This window comes from Chitinophaga sp. 01L420, from assembly GCF_056399985.1.
In genome coordinates this window covers 85,028-105,281 of the sequence record NZ_JBFTSK010000007.1, presented here as the reverse complement: position 1 = coordinate 105,281, position 20,254 = coordinate 85,028, and the positions used below count along the sequence as shown (strand labels likewise).

At 44.6% G+C, this 20,254-nt stretch carries 14 protein-coding genes; 8 read left to right on the top strand and 6 right to left on the bottom strand.

Annotation, left to right across the window (positions count from 1 at the left end):
• The first annotated feature begins 401 nt into the window (after positions 1–401).
• Genes AC1DP6_RS09580 through AC1DP6_RS09560 form a run of 5 tightly spaced genes read left to right on the top strand, consistent with a single transcriptional unit; the run spans position 402 to position 8,363 of the window.
• Positions 402–3,005, top strand: coding sequence for an NACHT domain-containing protein (locus tag AC1DP6_RS09580; protein ID WP_477054624.1), 2,604 nt, complete (start codon positions 402–404; stop codon positions 3,003–3,005).
• A gap of 21 nt (positions 3,006–3,026) precedes the next feature.
• On the top strand, positions 3,027–3,947 hold the full coding sequence (locus AC1DP6_RS09575; RefSeq protein WP_477054623.1) for a transglutaminase domain-containing protein: 921 nt from the start codon (positions 3,027–3,029) through the stop codon (positions 3,945–3,947).
• Between the two features lie 16 nt (positions 3,948–3,963).
• Positions 3,964–5,814 (top strand): chloride channel protein, encoded by a 1,851-nt coding sequence (locus AC1DP6_RS09570; protein WP_477054622.1) that lies wholly within the window; start codon positions 3,964–3,966, stop codon positions 5,812–5,814.
• Between the two features lie 49 nt (positions 5,815–5,863).
• Complete coding sequence (locus AC1DP6_RS09565) at positions 5,864–6,469, top strand: NAD(P)H-dependent oxidoreductase (protein WP_477054621.1); 606 nt, start codon at positions 5,864–5,866, stop codon at positions 6,467–6,469.
• Between the two features lies 1 nt (position 6,470).
• Positions 6,471–8,363, top strand: a complete 1,893-nt coding sequence (locus AC1DP6_RS09560) for a monovalent cation:proton antiporter-2 (CPA2) family protein (protein WP_477054620.1) — start codon at positions 6,471–6,473, stop codon at positions 8,361–8,363.
• Positions 8,364–8,396: 33 nt separating this feature from the next.
• Here the strand turns inward: AC1DP6_RS09560 and AC1DP6_RS09555 are convergent, their stop codons facing one another.
• From AC1DP6_RS09555 to AC1DP6_RS09545, 3 genes are all read right to left on the bottom strand, one after another.
• Positions 8,397–8,645, bottom strand: a complete 249-nt coding sequence (locus AC1DP6_RS09555) for a hypothetical protein (protein ID WP_477054619.1) — start codon at positions 8,643–8,645, stop codon at positions 8,397–8,399.
• Between the two features lie 6 nt (positions 8,646–8,651).
• Positions 8,652–8,909, bottom strand: a complete 258-nt coding sequence (locus AC1DP6_RS09550; protein WP_133807026.1) for a hypothetical protein — start codon at positions 8,907–8,909, stop codon at positions 8,652–8,654.
• Between the two features lie 155 nt (positions 8,910–9,064).
• Positions 9,065–10,249, bottom strand: a complete 1,185-nt coding sequence (locus tag AC1DP6_RS09545; protein ID WP_477054618.1) for a DUF5009 domain-containing protein — start codon at positions 10,247–10,249, stop codon at positions 9,065–9,067.
• Between the two features lie 152 nt (positions 10,250–10,401).
• Here AC1DP6_RS09545 and AC1DP6_RS09540 point away from each other — a divergent pair, with 152 nt between their 5' ends.
• The 3 genes from AC1DP6_RS09540 to AC1DP6_RS09530 all read left to right on the top strand — a co-directional run bounded on the left by AC1DP6_RS09540 (position 10,402) and on the right by AC1DP6_RS09530 (position 14,879).
• Positions 10,402–12,450, top strand: a complete 2,049-nt coding sequence (locus AC1DP6_RS09540) for a M13 family metallopeptidase (protein WP_477054617.1) — start codon at positions 10,402–10,404, stop codon at positions 12,448–12,450.
• A gap of 163 nt (positions 12,451–12,613) precedes the next feature.
• Positions 12,614–13,732 carry a carbohydrate-binding family 9-like protein gene (locus tag AC1DP6_RS09535; protein WP_477054616.1) on the top strand — a complete coding sequence of 373 codons (1,119 nt, stop codon included), beginning with the start codon at positions 12,614–12,616 and terminating at the stop codon, positions 13,730–13,732.
• Positions 13,733–13,790: 58 nt separating this feature from the next.
• Entirely contained in the window at positions 13,791–14,879 is a 1,089-nt protein-coding gene (locus tag AC1DP6_RS09530) for a family 10 glycosylhydrolase (protein WP_477054615.1), read from the top strand.
• A 114-nt stretch (positions 14,880–14,993) separates the two neighbouring features.
• Here the strand turns inward: AC1DP6_RS09530 and AC1DP6_RS09525 are convergent, their stop codons facing one another.
• The 3 genes from AC1DP6_RS09525 to AC1DP6_RS09515 all read right to left on the bottom strand — a co-directional run bounded on the left by AC1DP6_RS09525 (position 14,994) and on the right by AC1DP6_RS09515 (position 20,094).
• Positions 14,994–17,270, bottom strand: a complete 2,277-nt coding sequence (locus tag AC1DP6_RS09525; protein WP_477054614.1) for a GH92 family glycosyl hydrolase — start codon at positions 17,268–17,270, stop codon at positions 14,994–14,996.
• Positions 17,271–17,333: 63 nt separating this feature from the next.
• Complete coding sequence (locus AC1DP6_RS09520) at positions 17,334–18,545, bottom strand: glycosyltransferase family 87 protein (protein ID WP_477054613.1); 1,212 nt, start codon at positions 18,543–18,545, stop codon at positions 17,334–17,336.
• Between the two features lie 82 nt (positions 18,546–18,627).
• Positions 18,628–20,094, bottom strand: coding sequence for a serine hydrolase domain-containing protein (locus tag AC1DP6_RS09515; protein WP_477054612.1), 1,467 nt, complete (start codon positions 20,092–20,094; stop codon positions 18,628–18,630).
• Positions 20,095–20,254: the final 160 nt, after the last annotated feature.

Genomic DNA, 20,254 nt, shown 5'->3' with positions numbered 1-20,254 from the left:
TCAATATGCATTTATCCCGTTCATTTCGTTCATTTCAAATTATCGAAATGCGATAATTGAAGCGGAATTTGCTCTGATCAGATTACCAAATGGTAAGAACTTCTTTTTTTTAAGCAGCCACAGCAAAATAATTGTGAAATACTACCGCACAATTACAACACAAAAAAATAATATATTAATATATTTTATATAATAATATTATATTGTACCACTCATATTTATATATGATATTCATCTAACAATTATAGAGCGCGCAAATCTTATTATTTTAATTTATATATATAATTCAATTTAATGTCTTCTGTTCATTTTGTTCATTCGCTCTTTGCAAAATCTAAACGCAAATAGCATACGTACTTAAACTAGTACCGACAATTCGAAAATCCATTTTATTGTCCCCTATGATTGATCTATCCTATGACTTTATCGTCACCTTGCAGAATGAAGTTTTGCGCAGGTTCGGTGTTGAAGTCATACTACCAGGAGATTGCAAACATCTCTCTCAGTCCATATTGGATGACACCACGAAACTGGTGAGCGAAACTACGCTCAAAAGGGTGTTTGGTTTTGCTGTGGCTCAACACAGCTTCTCCAGATACACCTTAAATACACTTTCGCAATACTGTCAGTATAAAGACTGGGAAGATTTTCAGCAACATCATTACAGGATGCTCAATAATGAGCCGGTTTCTTCTACTGAAACCGCTACTGTTCCGGTATTTGACACCACGAAATGGCTTGRCTTAAAAAGCAAGGCGGATGCTGTTTCCCATTACACCATCCTCACCCTCAAAAACCGCTCTGGCATAGCCTACCCGTACACCGTACACCGGCCATTCTGCAATGCACATATCGAAAAGTTCCTGGAAAGCGATTATGCGGCCACCGCTTTAATTGCTCCTTCCGGCTGGGGTAAGTCGCTTGCACTCGTACACCTGGCAGAACATTGCTGGTTTGGGAAAGAAGCCCGGTATAAAAGAGATGTTTGCTGGTTTATTCATGCACATGCCGCCGGTAGCCTGTTACTCAAAGGATTTTCACTCTCCACCTGGCTGGACAACCAGATGAACCTGGGCAACGGAGAAAACTTCCGGGAATACTTCTCCAGTCACTTCGACAAAAAAGGAGGACGCCTTATATTAATAATAGACGGTTTCGATGAAATTGCAGTAGCAGGTGAAAAACTCCGTTTGCTATATTCAAAGCTGGAAGACTTCGTATACTCCAACGATCTGTACCCATGGGTGAAAGTGATCCTTTCTATCCGGAGCAGTACCTGGGCGGAAATATTCCAGCACTCCCAACAATACCCCGCCTTCCGGCGTTACTGGTACCTCGGCGCCGAAATGGACGAAGAAACCAATATCAATATGCCCCGGCTAACGGAGCAGGAAGTGAAGTCCATATTATATAACCATCAGTTTGACCCCGCAACAGTGCGGTTATTCTCTGAAAATTTTCTGCAGAAGTTAAGGTATCCATATTATCTGCAGTTGTTCTGCCAGTTAAACAGCGGTCCTGATCAGACATTTGTAGATGAACACCTCAGCCTATTCGAAATTGTTTCGCGATTCATTCAAAACCGTGTGTTCAACTCGCAAAGCAATTCTTTCAAAATAAAAATCATTGAGAAATTATTGACCCTGTTAGATCTTGGCAGAACCGGGATCTATACAGACAAAAACCTGCTACTCACCCAAAACGCTGAACTATTTCCTGCCTATAAAGAATTACTGGCAGATAATATATTGGTGGAAGAAAATCTGAGCCAGGAAATCATGTTCAATGTGAAGGTGCGCTTCGCCCATACCATGTTGCTCGAATATTTTGTGGCCATGCATTACCTGAAACAGAATGGCCAGGAAATAAATGAAGGATTGCTCATGGCTATACTGGATCATTTGCCGCAATCACCCTATCGTATTGGCGTATTCAGATGGCTGTTACGCTATGCCATCAACCACGCACAGATAGATGGGATCATCAAAATGTTGCATTTACCATTATCCAATATAGAAAAATCCCATCTGCTGGAATACCTTGTACTACACTACCAGCATGATGGTAATAACCAGGGAGAACTGAAATCTATCTTCCCGGCAGGCTTCTTTAAAAAGAATCCAATTGGCCCTTTCATCAGTGATGAATTTATTCATTTCAGAAAACGGAAGGTGCTAACGGCGCTGCTGGGACTGGCGGAAGCCCGGGAAGATAAACTTAAAATCCGGAGCAAACTTTTCACCATGGCCCTGCTGCAACTGGATGCAGAGCAATGTGAAGTAGAGCTTAACAATATTAAAAAGATATATGCTGCAGACGAATTTGAAGATGAACTGTGGGTAACTCCTTATGAAATACAATTGTTCATTTACGAATTCCTCAAGTTTGGTATTGTGAATGAAGATATCAGGGAAAAGATCTACAATTATTTCCGTTACTGGACCGGCACCAGTGGTGGTAAAAAACCAATTTCAGAACCACAGGAAATTGTGTTCCGGAATATGGGCATTGTATTTACCCTGCTGGAAGACAACGAACATCTCCTCAGTTTTACCACCCGTATATTTGAAACATATCCTTCTTTACAACATCGCAAAACAGATTCACTACGTCTGATGCTGCTCTGCTGGCAGGCACAAGCCTACCTGGGACTGGGACAAACGGCATCGGCTGCACGTATTTGCAGACATACCGACCAGGTCATTAAAAAATACTCCGCCGACTATTTCGGTGGTAAGTACCTCGAATCTGTTCAGAAACTATTGTATGCCGGTGTTTATTTTAATGAACATGAATTTAATAAGGCCATCCGTACTGCTGAAACTGCCGTGGAAAATGCACAAAAACTGGATTTCAAAGTATTGGCACTAATGAATTTTGGTCTGTTGAATAAGATCTATCAGCAACTGCAGATGGATAAACAGAAAAATGATACCGTACAGCAAATAGAGCTCATCAGAAAAAGTACCTCCTTTAAACAAGCTGTTTCGAATTTTGCTAGGTGATTATGGCATAATTTTGCTTTATTGCGTAGCATAATGGCCATTGACGAAAGCAAATACTCGAGGGGACAGTTGTTACTGCTCAATTTATTGAGCCTGTTGACTTTATTACTCCTGGCCCCCTACATCAACCGCTTTGTTCCACCGCTGGTGGCCAATGGTTGGCATGTGGACCTGCTGGCATCTGTAGTCCTGAGCTTTTTTGTGGTATTCCTCTTTCGCTGGATATTCAGACCACTTATTATTCCCGTGTTTTTATTGGTTTGTGGCGTAATGGTATTTAATAAATATACCGACCGCTATACTTTCAACAATGTCATCAACGACTATAAGGGGATGGTGCAGGGAAACCTTGGCGCCAAAGACAGCAAGCAGCTGGATATCCTCAGTCTTTACCCCAGAAGGGTAGAGAGCTACCGCGATAAAACGGTCAGAGGTATGCGGGAAAAAATCAACTTCCAGGATTCCGTGGTCCGTAATTTCTCCGTAAAACATTCCCTGGATTATTATGACCAATACTTTTATAAATACGGGAAAGTAACCCGGTTCCTTTCCCTGTTTCGCTATATCAACAGCCACTTTAAATATGTACTCGACTCCCGGCGTGATGAATATTTTGCCACACCACAGGAAACCATAGAAAATGGTTTAGGCGGCGACTGCGATGACCACTCCATATTAATGACCTCCTGTTTACAGTCTATCGGTGCCCGTTGCCGTATTGTGCTGGTGAAAGGACATGCCTATCCGGAACTCTACTGCGGCGACCGCGAAGATTTTGAAATCATGAAGCAAGCCATCATCACGCTTTTCCCCAAGCCCATGGTGACCGAAATATATTATCACGAACTGAAAGGGGAGTATTGGATTAACCTGGATTATACTGCCCGTCATCCGGGTGGACCATACATGAACGATAAAGTTTATGCACTGATTGAGCTCTGATCCTTAAATTTGTCACATGAGTCAATTTACCCGCCTCCGGAAGTATCATAGCTTTTTTCGATTTAAAAAGGACTTCGAACAGTATAGTTTAAAGAGTGCCAAGAGCTACGAGCTGATTCTACATTGGTTACACAGCAAGATGAACCGGCAGCAATTTCTCCTGCTTTCCGGTATACTAGTGGGATGCAGTGCTGGTTTAGCGGGAGTGATTTTGAAAAGCCTGGTCCATTATATACATTATGTTATCACCTACAAAGTTCATTTCAGTACACAGATCATTTTTTATATGGTGTTCCCTTTCCTGGGAATTGTGTTGACCACGCTGATGGTGATCTGGTTTTTCAAAGGACAATCAAGAAAAGGAATTCCCGCCATATTACATGAAATAGCACAAAACTCCAGCCTTATTCCGCCCGTAAAAATGTATTCCCAGATATTGCAAAGTGCCATTACGGTGGGGCTGGGAGGATCTGCGGGATTGGAGAGTCCGATTGCTGTGACCGGTGCTGCGTTGGGTTCTAATTATGCACGTACTTACAAACTTGGTTATAAAGAACGTACCCTGTTACTGGCTGCGGGCGCCACGGCGGGTATAGCGGCCGCCTTTAATGCGCCGATAGCCGGGATGATGTTTGCCTTTGAAATATTATTAACAGGCGTAGTGTTTTCGGATTTCATGCCATTGATAGTAGCAGCGGTTTGTGGCAGCTTGCTGTCGAAGATTATTTTACAGGAAGAAGCCTTGTTTCATTTTGAATCCCGTGTAGCCTTCAATTATCACAACGTACCCTATTATATAGCCCTGGGCATTCTCAGTGGCTTTTATGCCCGCTATTATGTAGTCATCTCACAAAAAATAGAACATTTCTTTCATCGCCTGAAGTGGACAGCCCTGCAGCGGGCTATATTGGGCGGAGTACTGGTATCGGCACTTTGTGTGGCCTTACCACCTTTATTCGGAGAGGGTTATACCAGTGTAAAATCACTTGCTTCCGGCAATGGCGAAGCCATTTTGCAAAACAGTTTTTTCCGGTATCTGCCCATACAAAGCTGGATGTTGCTGGTGTTCACCGGTTGTGTATGTTTATTGAAAGCGCTGGCTGCATCTGTGACTATACAAAGTGGTGGTAATGGTGGAAACTTTGCGCCATCACTATTTGCAGGCGGGTTCCTCGGATTTTTTTATGCGATGGTATGTCAGCAGATGGGACTGACGGACATCCCGGTTACCAACCTGGTGATTGTGGGTATGGCAGGTGTAATGGCAGGTGTAATGTATGCTCCACTTACCGCCATCTTCCTGATCGCTGAATCCAGCTCAGGATACGACCTGTTTATTCCGCTGATGATTGTTTCCACGATCTCATTTTTGATGGCAAAGTGGTTTTCTCCCATCTCACCAGAAATAAAAGAACTGGCAAAAGACGGTAAAGTATTTACCAGAGAACACGACAAAAACATACTGCTACTCCTGAAAATGGACGACCTGGTAGAAACAGACGTACAACTCATTAACATTGACGCGACCTTGCGGCAGGTGATTGAGCTGGTAAAAGAGGGTAGTCGTAATATTATTGCGGTGATCAATCACCAACAATTGTTTGAAGGCATTATTACGCTGGATGACATCCGGCCCATCATGTTTAGTCCGGAACTATATGACACTGTTACCGTTAAGAAACTGATGCAGGCGCCCCCTGCGGTGGTTAATTTAAAAGATAATATCAACCAGGTGATCAAAAAGTTTGATGAAGTTAACGCGTGGAATCTGCCGGTGGTGCAGGATAAGCGGCTGATCGGCTTTATTTCCAAATCCAGTGTTCTCAATAAATACCGGTTATTATTACAGGAATATTCTGAAGGATAATTTGTTCCTGCAGATGGTCTATTTTTATTCTAAAATACCCAACTACTCAATGGCCAGAGTTCTGATAAATTTTGCACATCCTGCGCTGGAGAAATCCAGGGTGCATACTCAGTTGCTGCGTGTTATTAAAAATATACCGGGTGTTACTTTTAATGATCTGTACGAGCAATACCCTGACCTGGATATAAATGTAGCCCGTGAGCAAAAGTTGCTGGAACAGCATGATATTATATTGATGCAGCACCCTTTTTACTGGTATAGTGCACCTGCCATTGTAAAACAATGGATAGACCTTGTACTGGAGCATGGCTGGGCATATGGCCATACCGGCAAAGCATTGCAGGGAAAGTATTTTGGCAACATCATCAGTGCCGGTGGATCTGAACAATCGTATCATCCGGATGGGCATCATGGTCATACGATACATGATTTCCTGTTACCATTTTCACAAACAGCTAAGTTGTGTAATATGCAATATGTGGCGCCATTTGTAATTTATGGCGTACATCGACAGGATCTTTCTGATATAAAAGAAGATGCCGAAGAACTGGGGCGGGTGCTGGAGCGGTTAAGTGATAAAAAAACTGACCTGGCCCCATTACCCGGACTGGATTACCTGAATCAAATACTTCAACTTCCCGCACAAACCCGTTAATATGGATCAACATTCCTTACTATTTCAGTCGATGGTATACCTGGCGGCGGCCATTGTATTTGTGCCTCTTGCCAAGAAAATGGGGCTGGGTGCAGTATTGGGCTACCTGATAGCGGGTATTATCATAGGCCCTTCTTTACTTGGTTTTATAGGGAGAGAAGGAGAAGACATTATGCATTTCGCGGAATTCGGTGTAGTGATGATGCTGTTTCTGATTGGTATTGAGCTGGAGCCGGCACTGTTGTGGCGATTGCGGGCTTCGATTCTGGGGCTGGGTGGCTTGCAGGTGATATTGAGTACGGCCGCGATAGCAGGTATTGCCTTTCTGATAGGACAACCACTGAATACATCTCTGGCGTTGGGCATGATCTTGTCGCTGTCTTCCACGGCAATAGTACTACAAACACTGAATGAGAAAGGGTGGATGGGGACTGCTGCAGGACAGAGTGCCTTCTCGGTATTACTGTTCCAGGATATTGCCGTGATTCCGATGCTCGCCGTCTTCCCTTTATTGGCGGGCAATGCCGCTGCAGATACGACAGCTCATTCACCTTCACTGCGGGAGAACTTACCAGGCTGGGGACAAACGCTGGTGGTGCTGGGGGCAGTAGCCATCATTATCATTGCCGGCAGATACCTGGTGCGACCACTGATGCGGATTATAGCCCGTACGCGGGTGCGCGAATTATTTACTGCTACCGCTTTACTGATGGTAGTTGGCATCGCTGTACTGATGAATCTGGTGGGGCTGAGTTCTGCTCTGGGAGCCTTTTTAGGAGGGGTAGTGCTGGCCAACAGTGAATACCGGCACGAGCTGGAAAGTGATATTGAACCATTCAAAGGTTTATTGCTGGGCCTATTTTTTATTGCCGTGGGCGCTTCCATAGATTTCAGGTTAATCATGACGCAGCCCTGGCTGATCTTTGGTCTGGTAGCGGGTGTCATGGCATTAAAGGGAATAGTATTGCTGATACTGGGTAAAATATTCAAACTGAATATTGACCAAAACTTGCTGTTTGCCTTTGCGCTGGCGGACATCGGAGAATTTGCCTTTGTGCTGTTGTCATTCACCTCCCAAACGCACCTGATGAGTACGGAGATGACCGCAATGATGACAGCCGTGGTAGCCATTAGTATGGCGCTCACGCCGCTGATTATGTTGTTGTATGAAAAAGTGATACAGCCTTATTTCACGAGATCGGAGGTAAGCGCAGAACGGGAAGCGGATGAAATCAATGAAAAGAATCCGGTGATTATAGCTGGCTTTGGCCGCTTTGGCAGTATGACAGGCCGTTTCCTACGTGCCAATGGCATCAACGCCACCATCCTGGACCTGGATTCTGACCGCGTAGATGCGTTGCATAACCTGGGTATTAAAGTATATTATGGAGATGCCTCCCGTTATGATCTGTTGGCAGCAGCAGGTGCCAAAGATGCTAAAATGCTGATCATTGCCACGGATCATCCGGAGCAAACCCGTGACATCGTGAAGATCGCGCAGCGGTATTTCCCGCATCTGCAATTATTGGTAAGGGCCGAAAATAATGAAGACACTTTTGAGTTGATGGATCTGGGTGTGCTGCACATCTATCGCGAAACCGTAGATACTTCCCTGCGGGTAGGCGTAGATGCCCTCCGCATGTTGGGGAATCGGGCCTATAGGAGTGAACGGGCTGCCCGTACTTTTTTCCGGCAGGATGAGCGGACATTAAAGGGCTTGTCGGCCTTACGCGATGATAAAAAGCAGTATATCAATTCCATGAAAGAGCGCATTGAAGAAATGGAAAAACTCATTTCCTCTGATCGCGTGAAAACCTGGCTGGATGAAGGACAGGGCTGGGATCCTGAATCGTTACGTGATGAAATCAGGGGAGAAAAAGGAGAGGAGGCGTAATGGTTTGTCCATTTGCGCCTCCTGCACGATGTGTTACTGAATATGTTCTACAATGAGTTCGGCTACCCGGTGTAATAATCCCACATCTACTGCATTTAAATGATCATGCATCGGCTTGCTGGAGATGGCGCGTACAAAACCTTCTTCATCAGGTTCGTAAACAATTTCGTGCTCTTCGATGGCTACCTTATATATTGTTTTATATTGCTGATGTGCGGTCTGCACTTCCAGGATGTGCGGATGACCTTTGTATTCAAACTTGAGTGTGAAAATATCTGACATATGCTGTTACCGTTGCGCAGTATTGGCTGCTGCATCCCCTCTATGGCGATGATAGTAGCGTTTTATCCTGTTTTTTTCATCACGGGAAAACAGATGAATTAACCACAGGGAAAAATAAGCAAGACCGCTGATGATAAATATGTAGCCTATAAATCCGAGTGTATGGAATACTTTAAACCACACCCAGTCGTTGATGTAGGCGTACTGCGCTAAGATAGCTAAAATCACTCCTGCTAACACCAATACTACCGCGATTTTTTTCATGGGGAACTTTTTTGGGACAAAAAATCTTGTATCCGTAGTGACAGCGGCAAACGAAATGCCATGTCATATCTACGCGATACACGGGTATACAAATGTATTTCACGTAGATATATTTCTACATTACGAGCGTTAAAACGGTGTATTGGGTAAGATTGTTACAGTTGCAAACGAATTCCCAGCTTGTTTAAACCTTTTACTACAAAAAGCATGGCCACTGCGAAAAAGGCGCACCAGGCCATACCTGGCCATCCTTCTCCCAATACAGCAGGTAAAGCGATACCAGCCAGCAGCACGCCGTAGAAAACAATGTCCGGTAGTATATAAGTGAGTAGTGGATTAGATCCGGCAGGGCGGAAAAAGGCAGTCCATTTATTGATATGTTTCACATCTATCAAAAAATATAAAAAGGAAAATACGGCTACACAAATAGCGGCGCTATACAGACACCAGCTGGGCGTAGCATGAATCTTGGATATTTTATACGCCGGCCGTAAACGCCAGGCAGCAATTAAAATGATGATTAAAAAACCAGTGACCCGCGCAAATAATTTACTACCGGTTAAGCCCAATTCTTCATCGAAATAAAACAAGGTCAGCACCATACCGCACAACACAATAGCTGTGTGTGCTGCATTACCTTGTTGCGTTGCCAGCCAGCTCCAGCCACTGTTTTGTATAAACGGACGTTGACATAATACATAATACCCAATACAAACAGCTATCATCAGCATAATGCCACCGGCATTGCCTCTGAACAACTGATAAATAATACATGCATACAGGTAAGCCCATCCTATGAGACCCAGAATGCCCCACCACTGTGGACTTAATCGTTCGCTACCATCACCGCCACGGTATATGATACCCAGTATAATTAGCCCTGCCAATCCTATACCTTTCCCACACCAGCTGATCCAAGGCTGCTTAAACGTATATACATTCCAAACCAGTATTACACACGCATAAAATAACAATGCCCACAACGCGCCATTCATACCCGTTGCAGCTGCATTTACTTCTTCTGCATTCACCATGAAAACACCCAGCACCAATAAACCTAATGTGCGCCACGCAATATGTTGTTGTAATTTCCAGAAAGAATCACCTTTCGCCAACCGGCTGTTGATAGCAAAAGGAACTGACATCCCTACAATAAAAAGAAACGCCGGAAATACCACATCCACAAAAGTCATCCTGTCTTCATTACCATGTGCATGCTGCATCCAGGAAGGGATACCGCTTACGCCGGCTACACTATTAACGAAAATCATGACAAGAATAGTGATGCCGCGAAATGCATCGATAGATAAAATACGGCCGGACTTTAATTTATTGATCATAAGTGTAATGGGTAAGCAGTTGACTTCGTAACAAAATACAACATTAAACGATCTTTTATTTCAAATTATCCTGCTACCATTAAGCCCTTTTTAATAAGGAGGTTGATAAAAAATAATTACCTTTCTCCCGACAACAAAATTCTCTACAGCTTATGATGAAATTCATCCTCACCGGGGCAGGTATAGCCAGTATGGCTTGTTTCGTAGCCTGCAACCAGGGAACAAAAAGTGCCGACACTACCGAAGCTACTCCCGATGCCGTAGCCGCTAACGTAGACAGTACCGTTAATCCCGCCCAAGACTTTTTTGATTATGCCAATGGCGGTTGGATAAAGCGTAATCCCATTCCACCGGAATATAGCTCCTGGGGAATAGGTAACCTGGTGCAGGAAGAACTATACAAACGTCTCCGCACCATCAATGAAAAAGCGGTAGAAAGTCCTACAGATGCTACTTCTAAAAAGATAGCTGCCTTCTGGAAAAGCGGAATGGACTCCGTAAAAATCAATGCAGATGGGATCAAACCTATTGAAGAAGGCCTGAAGGCCATTGATGCAGTTACGAATATGCAACAACTCGTACAACTGGCTTCCAAACAGCACAACCAAACCGGTGTTATGTGCGACCTATCCATAGGACAGGATGCAAAAAACAGTGAGTTAATCATCGTGCAGTTTACACAGGGGGGCTTAGGCTTACCTAACCGTGATTACTATTTCAATACAGATGAACGCACTACTAAAATAAGAAACGCTTATCCGGCGCACGTGGCGAAGATGCTGCAATTTACCGGTCTTGACAGCACTGCCGCTAAAAAGGCTGCTACTGGCGTAATAGCACTGGAAACGATACTGGCTAAATCCAGTCGTAAACTGGAAGCGCTGCGTGATCCTGAAGCGAACTACCACAAAATGGCGGTGACCGACCTGAATAAAATTGCCAGCAGCGTTGATTGGGTTGATTTCATCAAGCAACAGGGCATCAGCAAATTTGCAGATACTGTAATTGTTGGTCAACCTGAATTCTATACAGCTTTAAGTAATGCCCTTAAGTCGCAACCACTGGACACCTGGAAAAATTATCTGAAGTGGAACCTGATCAACAGATCTTCCGAGATGTTGAGCGACACAATTGCCAACACCGACTTCGCCTTTTACGGTACGCTGATGAGAGGACAGGATAAACAGAAGCCCCGCTGGAAGCGTGTACTGGATGCTGAAGAAGGCGCTATAGGCGAGGCGCTGGGACAACTTTTTGCAAAAGAGTTCTTTAATGCAACTGCTAAAAAAAGATATGAAAACCTGGTAGAAGAAATTCGTGCAGAACTGAAAACACGTATCGAACACCTGGAGTGGATGAGCGATAGTACCAAGCAAAAAGCGCTATACAAGCTTTCTAAGATCACGAAGAAAGTGGGCTACCCTGACAAGTGGAAAGATTTTTCTGCGATGGATATCAAAGAGCAATCCTACTATGAGAATATGCAAGCCGCGCGTCAGTGGTGGTTGGCATACCAGATCAATAAGCTGGGCAAACCAGTAGACCGCACCGAGTGGGATATGACACCACAAACGTACAATGCCTACTACAACCCCAGCAACAATGAAATTGTGTTGCCTGCAGGTATCTTCACGGTTCCAGGCAAGCGCGATGAAGAACTGGATGATGCCGTAGTATACGGATATGCAGGTGCTTCCACCATTGGCCACGAAATCACCCATGGCTTTGATGATGAAGGCCGTCAATTTGATGCTGCCGGCAACCTGAAAAGCTGGTGGACTAAAGATGATGAAAGGAAATTCAATGATCGTGCTGCCGTGATGGTGAAACAATTCAATGGATACGTAGTAGTGGATACCTTACGCATCAACGGTAAAGCCACACTCGGTGAAAATATTGCCGACCTTGGCGGTATACTGCTTGGATGGGAAGCTTTCAAGAAAACAGCACAGTTCAAGAAAAACGAGAAAATTGCCGGTTATACCCCGTCACAGCGCTACTTTATGGGCTATGCACTGGGATGGTTAGGCCACACTAAAAAAGAAGCATTGGCCAAACAAGTGCTCACCGATGTGCATTCTCCTGCTAAGTTCAGGGTGAATGGACCATTTAGTGATGTAGATGCATTCTATGAAGTGTATGGTCTTAAGCCAGGAGATGGTATGTACAGAGCAGATAGTACGAGAGTGCGGATCTGGTAACTATTTCCTTTAAATATTTATGGGCGAAGGCAAAGCGGTAGCTATTACTGCTTTGCCTTCGCCCTTTTTATTTTTTTTAAAAAAGTTTTCCATCCGCCCCTTACACCGGTAAAATAACCGGAATCCTATCGTAAATTAGGGGCTATTCAATAGTGTGTTTAAGATGAAAAATGAAAGTAGTTGTGTTAAGCTGGCCATAAGATCGTTAACCAGCCTGGGTTGTATGCTGTTAGGTATACTTTTAACAGGAGATCGTAGTTCCGCTCAAACCTTCTCTGATGCCTTTAAGCCCTTCACCGGAACACCGAAGCATTACATCTGCTACCAGGCAAAAGGGAGTGTGGCAATTGATGGAAAGCTGGATGAAGCGGCATGGAAACAGGTTAACTGGACGGAAGATTTCGAGGACATTGAAGGCAAGGCCAAACCTACACCACGGCTGCGTACCAGGGTGAAGATGGTGTGGGACGATAAGTACCTCTATGTTGCCGCCGAGCTGCAGGAACCGCATATATGGGCAACGCTGCGCGACCATGACGCGATCATTTTCCATGACAATGATTTTGAAGTATTTATAGATCCTGATGGAGATACACATCGGTATTATGAAATAGAAATCAATGCCCTGAATACGGTGATGGACCTATATATGGGCAAACCTTACCGCAATGGTGGTGAAGCCCTGCTAAACTGGGATACCAAGGGTATTCGCACCGCCGTACACGTAAACGGCACACTTAATAATGCAAAGGACACCGACAAAGAATGGACGGTGGAAATGGCCATTCCATTTAGTGCACTCAGCTTTTTTGGCAGTAACCAAAAGCCCACAGATAACAGCTTATGGCGGATTAACTTTTCAAGGGTTGAATGGGATATCGACATAAAGAACGGTGAATATGTGAAGTTGCAAAAGCCTGAAAACAACTGGGTATGGTCGCCGCAGGATATCATAAATATGCATGCGCCGGAAAGATGGGGCTACCTGTTGTTTACCACCCAAGCACAAGCTACTTTCCAGCTACCAGCATCTGAAGATGCCAAAGCTTACCTGTGGCGTATTTATTATGCACAACAGGCATACAAATACAGTAATGGCAAATATGCCAGCAGCCTCGAAGCATTGAAGCTGCCCGCAAAAGAAACCACCGCCAACGGCCAGGTATATAACTTCACGATGGAAGGAATTACTTCCCAGTTTACCGCCAGCGTTACCGGCAGCAATTTTCCTGGTACTATGAGTATTAACCAGGAAGGAAGAATTGGGGGTAATAGAAAATAAACAGCTACCTGCGTATTCACCAGGAAAACCATGTTATCTAAAACAGCAAATAACGGATATGGATAAACGTCTTTTTATTAAATCATTAGGTATTGGAGGACTGGCGTTGACAGCTCCCTTGTTACCTGGAAGCGCTGCGGCAGCCACTAAAAAGGCGCCCAGACTGGAGAAAACGGCAGTGCAGCACCGCGTGTGGATCAATCCCGATCATAAAGACACCGCTGCTGTATTGCAGCAAAGATATGCTGCTTACAGAAAGGCTGGAATTACGGATATCATGTTTGAAGCTGACAGTCCATTGCATTTCAAAACGGCGAAAGCGAATGGAATCAAAGCGCACCGCTGGATGTGGACCATGAACCGCGGCGAGAAAGAATTGCTGGCCAGTCATCCTGAATGGTACGCCAGGAACCGTAAAGGGGAATCCTGTGCTGATCATCCACCTTATGTAGATTACTACCGCTGGCTGTGCCCCAGCAAACCGGAAGTAGTTAACTATCTGAAAGACCAGGTAGAAAAGATCCTTAGCCTGGATTATGTAGATGGCATTCACCTGGACTATGTTCGTTACTGCGATGTGATACTACCAGTGAACCTGTGGAGTAATTACGGTATTGATCAGTCGAAAGAATTACCGGAATATGACTTCTGTTACTGTGATCAATGCCGCAATGCATATAAAGAAAAGAGTGGTGTAGATCCGCTGCAGATGGAGCATCCGGACCAAAGCCCTTCCTGGCGAAAGTTCCGTTACGATCGTATTACCAACGTGGTAAGCAACCTGGCGCAGGTAGCCAGACAACATAAGAAACCTATTTCCGCAGCGGTATTTCCTACACCGGAAATTGCCAAACGTATTGTACGGCAGGATTGGACCAACTGGCCTTTGAATGCCATATGTCCCATGATATATCATGGATTTTACCGGGAGAATGTAAGCTGGATAGGAGATGCGGTAGCAGAAGGTGTGAAGGGTTTACATGGTGCGTTCCCGCTATATGCAGGTCTTTATTTACCAGACTTCCACGGCAACTACACCGAGCTGGCGGAAGCGGTTAGATTAGCTGTGCAGAATGGCGCTGCAGGTGTTTCCATTTTCGGAGAAGTGACGCCGGAAGTGTTGCGGATACTGGGAGAGAGCGCATAAGCATTGTCCTTATTTTAAGGCCATCTCATAAAAAAAATAGCGAAGACCGATACTGAAAAAGGTACCTGTCTTCGCTGATTTTTTATATATCACCGGGAGTATATTCCCTGTTGACTATAATGTATTCTGTGGCCTGTTTGCTGCTGCTTTACCAAAGTCGTAGTTAGGTTTGTTACCCATTTTAACCACCATGGTACCGCCTTTCACTACATCCTGATGCGTGATAAAGCTTTTGCTATAAGGCTTTCCATTGAGGGTTACGCTCTGGATATAAATGTTTTCCGGACTATTACCGATTGCCTGTACGGTGAAAGTTTTGCCTGCACCTACATTGATTGTAGCTTTATCAAACAACGGGCTGCCTAGTACATAAACGCCACTGGCAGGGTTTTCAGGGTAGAATCCCAGGGAAGAGAATACATACCAGGAAGACATCGCACCGCAATCTTCGTTACCGGCCAGTCCTTCCGGTTTATCGAAGTAGAAATCTTTCATTACCTGTCTTACCTTTTCAGCGGTTTTCCATTGGTAGCCGGAGAAAGCGTACATATAGGTAACGTGGTGACTAGGCTCATTACCGTGTGCATACATACCAATGAGACCAGAGATATCACTGGAGGCTTCTGCACCCATATCGCCTTTAGCAATAAAGAGGCTATCGAGCTTACGGGTGAAAGCATCATCACCACCCATGAGGTTAATGAGACCTTCTACATCCTGTGGTACCAGCCAGGTATACTGCCAGCCATTACCTTCGGTGAAGTCGCCTTTTTCATGAATGGAGTTGAATGGATCGTAAGGTGTTTTGAAGCTGCCATCGCTCATACGCGGACGAACAAAGCGGATGGTGCTATCGAAATAGTTTTTATAGTAGCCCGCACGTTTTTTATAGTATTCGTAGTCGGTTGTTTTACCTAATTTCTTGGCCATAGCGGCGATGCACCAGTCATCGATCGCATATTCCATTGCTTTAGAAACGGATTCATATTCCTTATCAGCAGGGATGTATCCTAACTCTTTTACGTATTTCACGCCCAGGTCATCGCGGGTAGAAGAAGCTTTCATGGCAGCAAATGCATCTTCTGCATTGAAGCCGGTAAAGCCTTTCAGATAAGCATCAACGATAGGAGGTACTGCATGATAACCTACCATGCAATTAGTTTCATTACCCATCAGGTGCCATACCGGTAACTTGCCCTGTTGTTTGTAGATAGCGAGCATAGAGTTCACAAAGCTGTTTACCTTTTCAGGGTGCAGGATGGTACTCAAAGGCGCGCAGGAACGATAGATATCCCATAAAGAGAATACGGAATAATTATCGAATCCGGGATTGGTATATACTTTTTTATCTGTGCCGCGATAGCTGCCATCATGATCGTTGAATAAAGCAGGATCAATCATGGTATGATACATGGCTGTGTAGAATACACGGCGTGCAGCATCATCTTTCGTTTCAATTTTTACCTTAGAGAGTTCTTTATCCCATTTGGCATTGGCGCTGTTCACTGTTTTGGTGAAGTCCCAGCCTGGAATTTCTGCCTTGATATTAGCGAGTGCATTTTCGCTGCTTACCGGAGAGATACCCACTTTCAACATTACCTGGCCGGGAGATTTATCAAAGGAGATAACACCCTTGGCCGCTTTTGACTTTACGGAGTTACCTGATTGTTTGGTATCTCCATCAAATACCAGGAATTGTTTTACTGGCACAGATGACTTGATAGCAAACCAGAGGCGTTGGTCTTCTGCCCAGCCTTTGGAATAGCGGTAGCCTTCCAGGGTATATTCATCTACCTGACGGATAAATGTTTCTACCGGTGCATCCCAGCCTATACCTTCTTTCAGGTCGATGATGATATTAGCAGGTTGATTTTTCGGAAAAGTATATCTATGTAAAGCAACTCTTTCTGATGCCGTTAATTCTGCTTTGATGTTGTAATCGTCCAGCTGAACAGAATAGTATCCGGGACGGGCTGTTTCGCGGTTGTGAGAGTAATGGGATCCGTATCCTGAAGTAGGATCTTCCTGTGTACCTCTGTTAGTTCTCACCTTGCCGATATATGGCATTACGAGTACATCACCCAGGTCACCAATACCGGTGCCGCTGAGGTGCATCTGAGAGAAGCCTATTAATACACTGTCTGAATAGTGATAACCGGAGCACCAATCCCAACCCTTCACGATATTGGTAGGACCTGTTTGTACGGCGCCATAAGGCACGCTGGCCCCTAAGAATACGTGTCCATGTCCACCGGAGCCAATATATGGATCTACTGAGGCGACTGATTTACTTTCAACAAATGTTTCTTTTTTCTGAGCATCTGCCTGTATGCTGTGAAACAGCATTGCAGATAACGCGAATGCGCCACCTATCTTGAATCCCGTGTTCATAATCAAAAACCTTTAATAATCTGGCAATTTACGGCCTGATTATTACTTTTTTAGTTAATTTTTTTATAAATGGGCGATGGCCTCCAATTCCTGTACAGGCGCGGGAGCATGTTCTTTTTTCAACAAAAATTTGCGGGTATAGATCTCATATGCGATCATTAACCACAACACCAGGCAGGGTAAGGCTTTCAGGGCATAAGGTACCGCCAGATTTTTTCTTACCCAGGGAGTTACCAGATCTGAATGTGAGAAGCTCACAAACAGGATGGCAAAAAAGATAAATATATTATTCCACTTAGTTGCCGGCTGCATCACGTACCAGATACAGATGGCCGGTATAGCAATGATGTAGGTAGGCGATTCCGAGCTGCTGCTAAACAGTACCGGGAACATTAAAGTAGAGCATAAAATATATAAACGGTAACGGGAGTTGTAGCGATATTTCAATTGTGTATACTGCAACCCGAATAAGATCACTGCCGGAATCAGCACTACCAGGCTGTTTAACCAGGGAATATGAAACACTCTTTTGATAAACCCTCCGGCTGAAATATCCTGGAAGATAGCGTTGTCACCTACGTTCAGGGCATTTTTATGTACCAGTGCCGCATACCACTCGAAGTAGCAATTGATGATATACTGAGGAGAAGAAATGGCCATAGGCAATGCAAACATTACCGCGCCCCACAGAATTAGCCCGCCGATAAAGCGTTTGGGATTAGGACTGAAAAAGAAAAATGCCAGTCCTACGATGCCATAAAATTTGGTAAGCGTACCTAATACGATGAAGAAAGTAGCCCACAGCTCTTTTCCTTTGATCGTATTAGTAAAAGTAAGTATAATGAAAGCGCCTATAAACTGGTTTAGCTGGAACCATCCGCTGGCGCCCATGAGCTCCTGGGTACATAGCAGCAGGATAATGTTTTGCTGCATGCGGGTAAGGGGTAGCTGGCGGATAGCGTAAAAAAGTGCGGCAGCACCTGTCATTGCCCATAACATGGCTCCGAGGTGAGTATCCAGACCGGCAAATGGGGCAATCATGACACTGAATACAGGGCCATACAGATTTACGTCATAATATTCGGCGGGGTATTGAATATATAACGGTTGCTGATGAATGAGGTGGAAAAATACGTTCTTAAATATGAGGAAATTATTAATATTACCCCTGGATATCTCCATGGCAGCGCCCAGGAAGGCCAGTCCGAACCATAAAGACATGATTAGCCATTCCTTTTCCGCCAGATAAGTCAGCACATTCCTTTTTTCACGCATATCAATAATTGCTAAATAATAATAAGCTACAGTACGCAGGTATGACGCATCAGAAATGCACATCCCTCTACTGCGGCCTTAATTATTCTGCAGTTACTCTCTGGGCGGTCATGCTGACATTGCTATTTGAAACAACGATATGGGCTATCTGCCCGCTGGCATTGCGGACAAACCGGAAATTAAACTGTTCTGAAAGCAGGAAAGCATTGCTTTCATCTGTAAAATAAAGCTGCTCCCAAACCTTTCTATCTGAGCGGATCAGACCGGGCAGACCGTTTTGTACAACAAATTCCAGATACAGGTTCAGATCATGGTCTTTGATCAGGTATTTGCCGGTGTACGCCCGGAGACTATCTGCAGCAGGGGTGACTATCTTTTTGATGACTGGCTTGTAGAAGCTCTTCCAGCCGTACACTTCTGCCACTGCATTTACAATTTCCCTTAAAATACCGCCGTTGTCCGAATTGATCATCACCGCTACTCCCTGGTGGTTTGTTTCGCCAGCGAACAACATGCATCTGAAACCTTCGTTGCCTCCACTATGCTGAAAGAATTTTTCTGTATCCGTAGTCTCAATAAAAAAACCGAGGGCATTATTTTCCTGCGGTGTAACGGGCGTTAACATGGTTCGTACTGTAGCTGGCCGGAGGAAGCTATGTTTGCTGCTGTCCAGCGACTGCTGTATGCCAATGGCGAAAGTAGCGAGATCCGAAGGGGTTGTCCAGAGGCCATCTGGTGCTACTTCTGGATACACATGGTATTTGCCATTCAACGGCGTTCCGTCTTCTTTATAGGCCGTGGCGGCATTTACAGCCAGAGCCGGCGGCAACGGCTGTACAAAGGTACTATGCGTCATATGCAATGGTGTTAGTACCATCTTCTGATACAAACCCACGTAATCTTTATCAATGTTATCTTCAATGATTTTCCTGATAATGGTAGTGCCGCCACCGGAGTATTCCACTCTTTCACCAGGTTTATATATGGGAGCTACCTTGGGGCTATTGGCGGGAGCTTCTCCATTAAGGATCTGGTTTATATCCGGCAGGGGAGTGCCAGCTTCATACCCACCAAAGCCATGCACATTTAATCCGGCTGTATGACTCATCAGGTTCCGGAGGTTGATGGTTTGATTATTTGAAAACTGGTTATCGGGAAATTTCCAGGTTTTGAGATAGCCCCGGATATCTTTATCCAATGACAATTTGTTGGCTTCTACCAGTTTCATTACCCCGGCAGCATTTACAGGTTTACTGATAGATGCAGCCTGGTAAATGGTTTGCGTAGTAGCTGGTTTATTTTCCGCCACATCTGCCAGGCCATATGCTTTTGACCAGGAAATTTTTCCGTTGTCGATGACCGCAATAGAAACAGAAGGTATGTTATATGCCTTCATGCGGTCATAGATGTTAAAACCCATGGCAGGTGCGCCTTCCGGCTGAAACCAGGGCTTCAGGTTATTTTCCACCTGCTCCATTTTACGATTGTCTTGTGCAGCAACATGGAGAGTTAACGCCAGCAAAACGCATGGCAGGAAAGACTTCAGCATAACAGAATATTGATTGGGCTTAAATTAGTGTTCGTGGCTGCAGTATAATTGCAGTATTAATTTTCCGACTTTGCCCATTGTTTTGATTGCTCATTAATAGCGTATACAACGCCCGCAAACACCACACTACAGAAGATTACAAGGGAACTTATCAATAAAA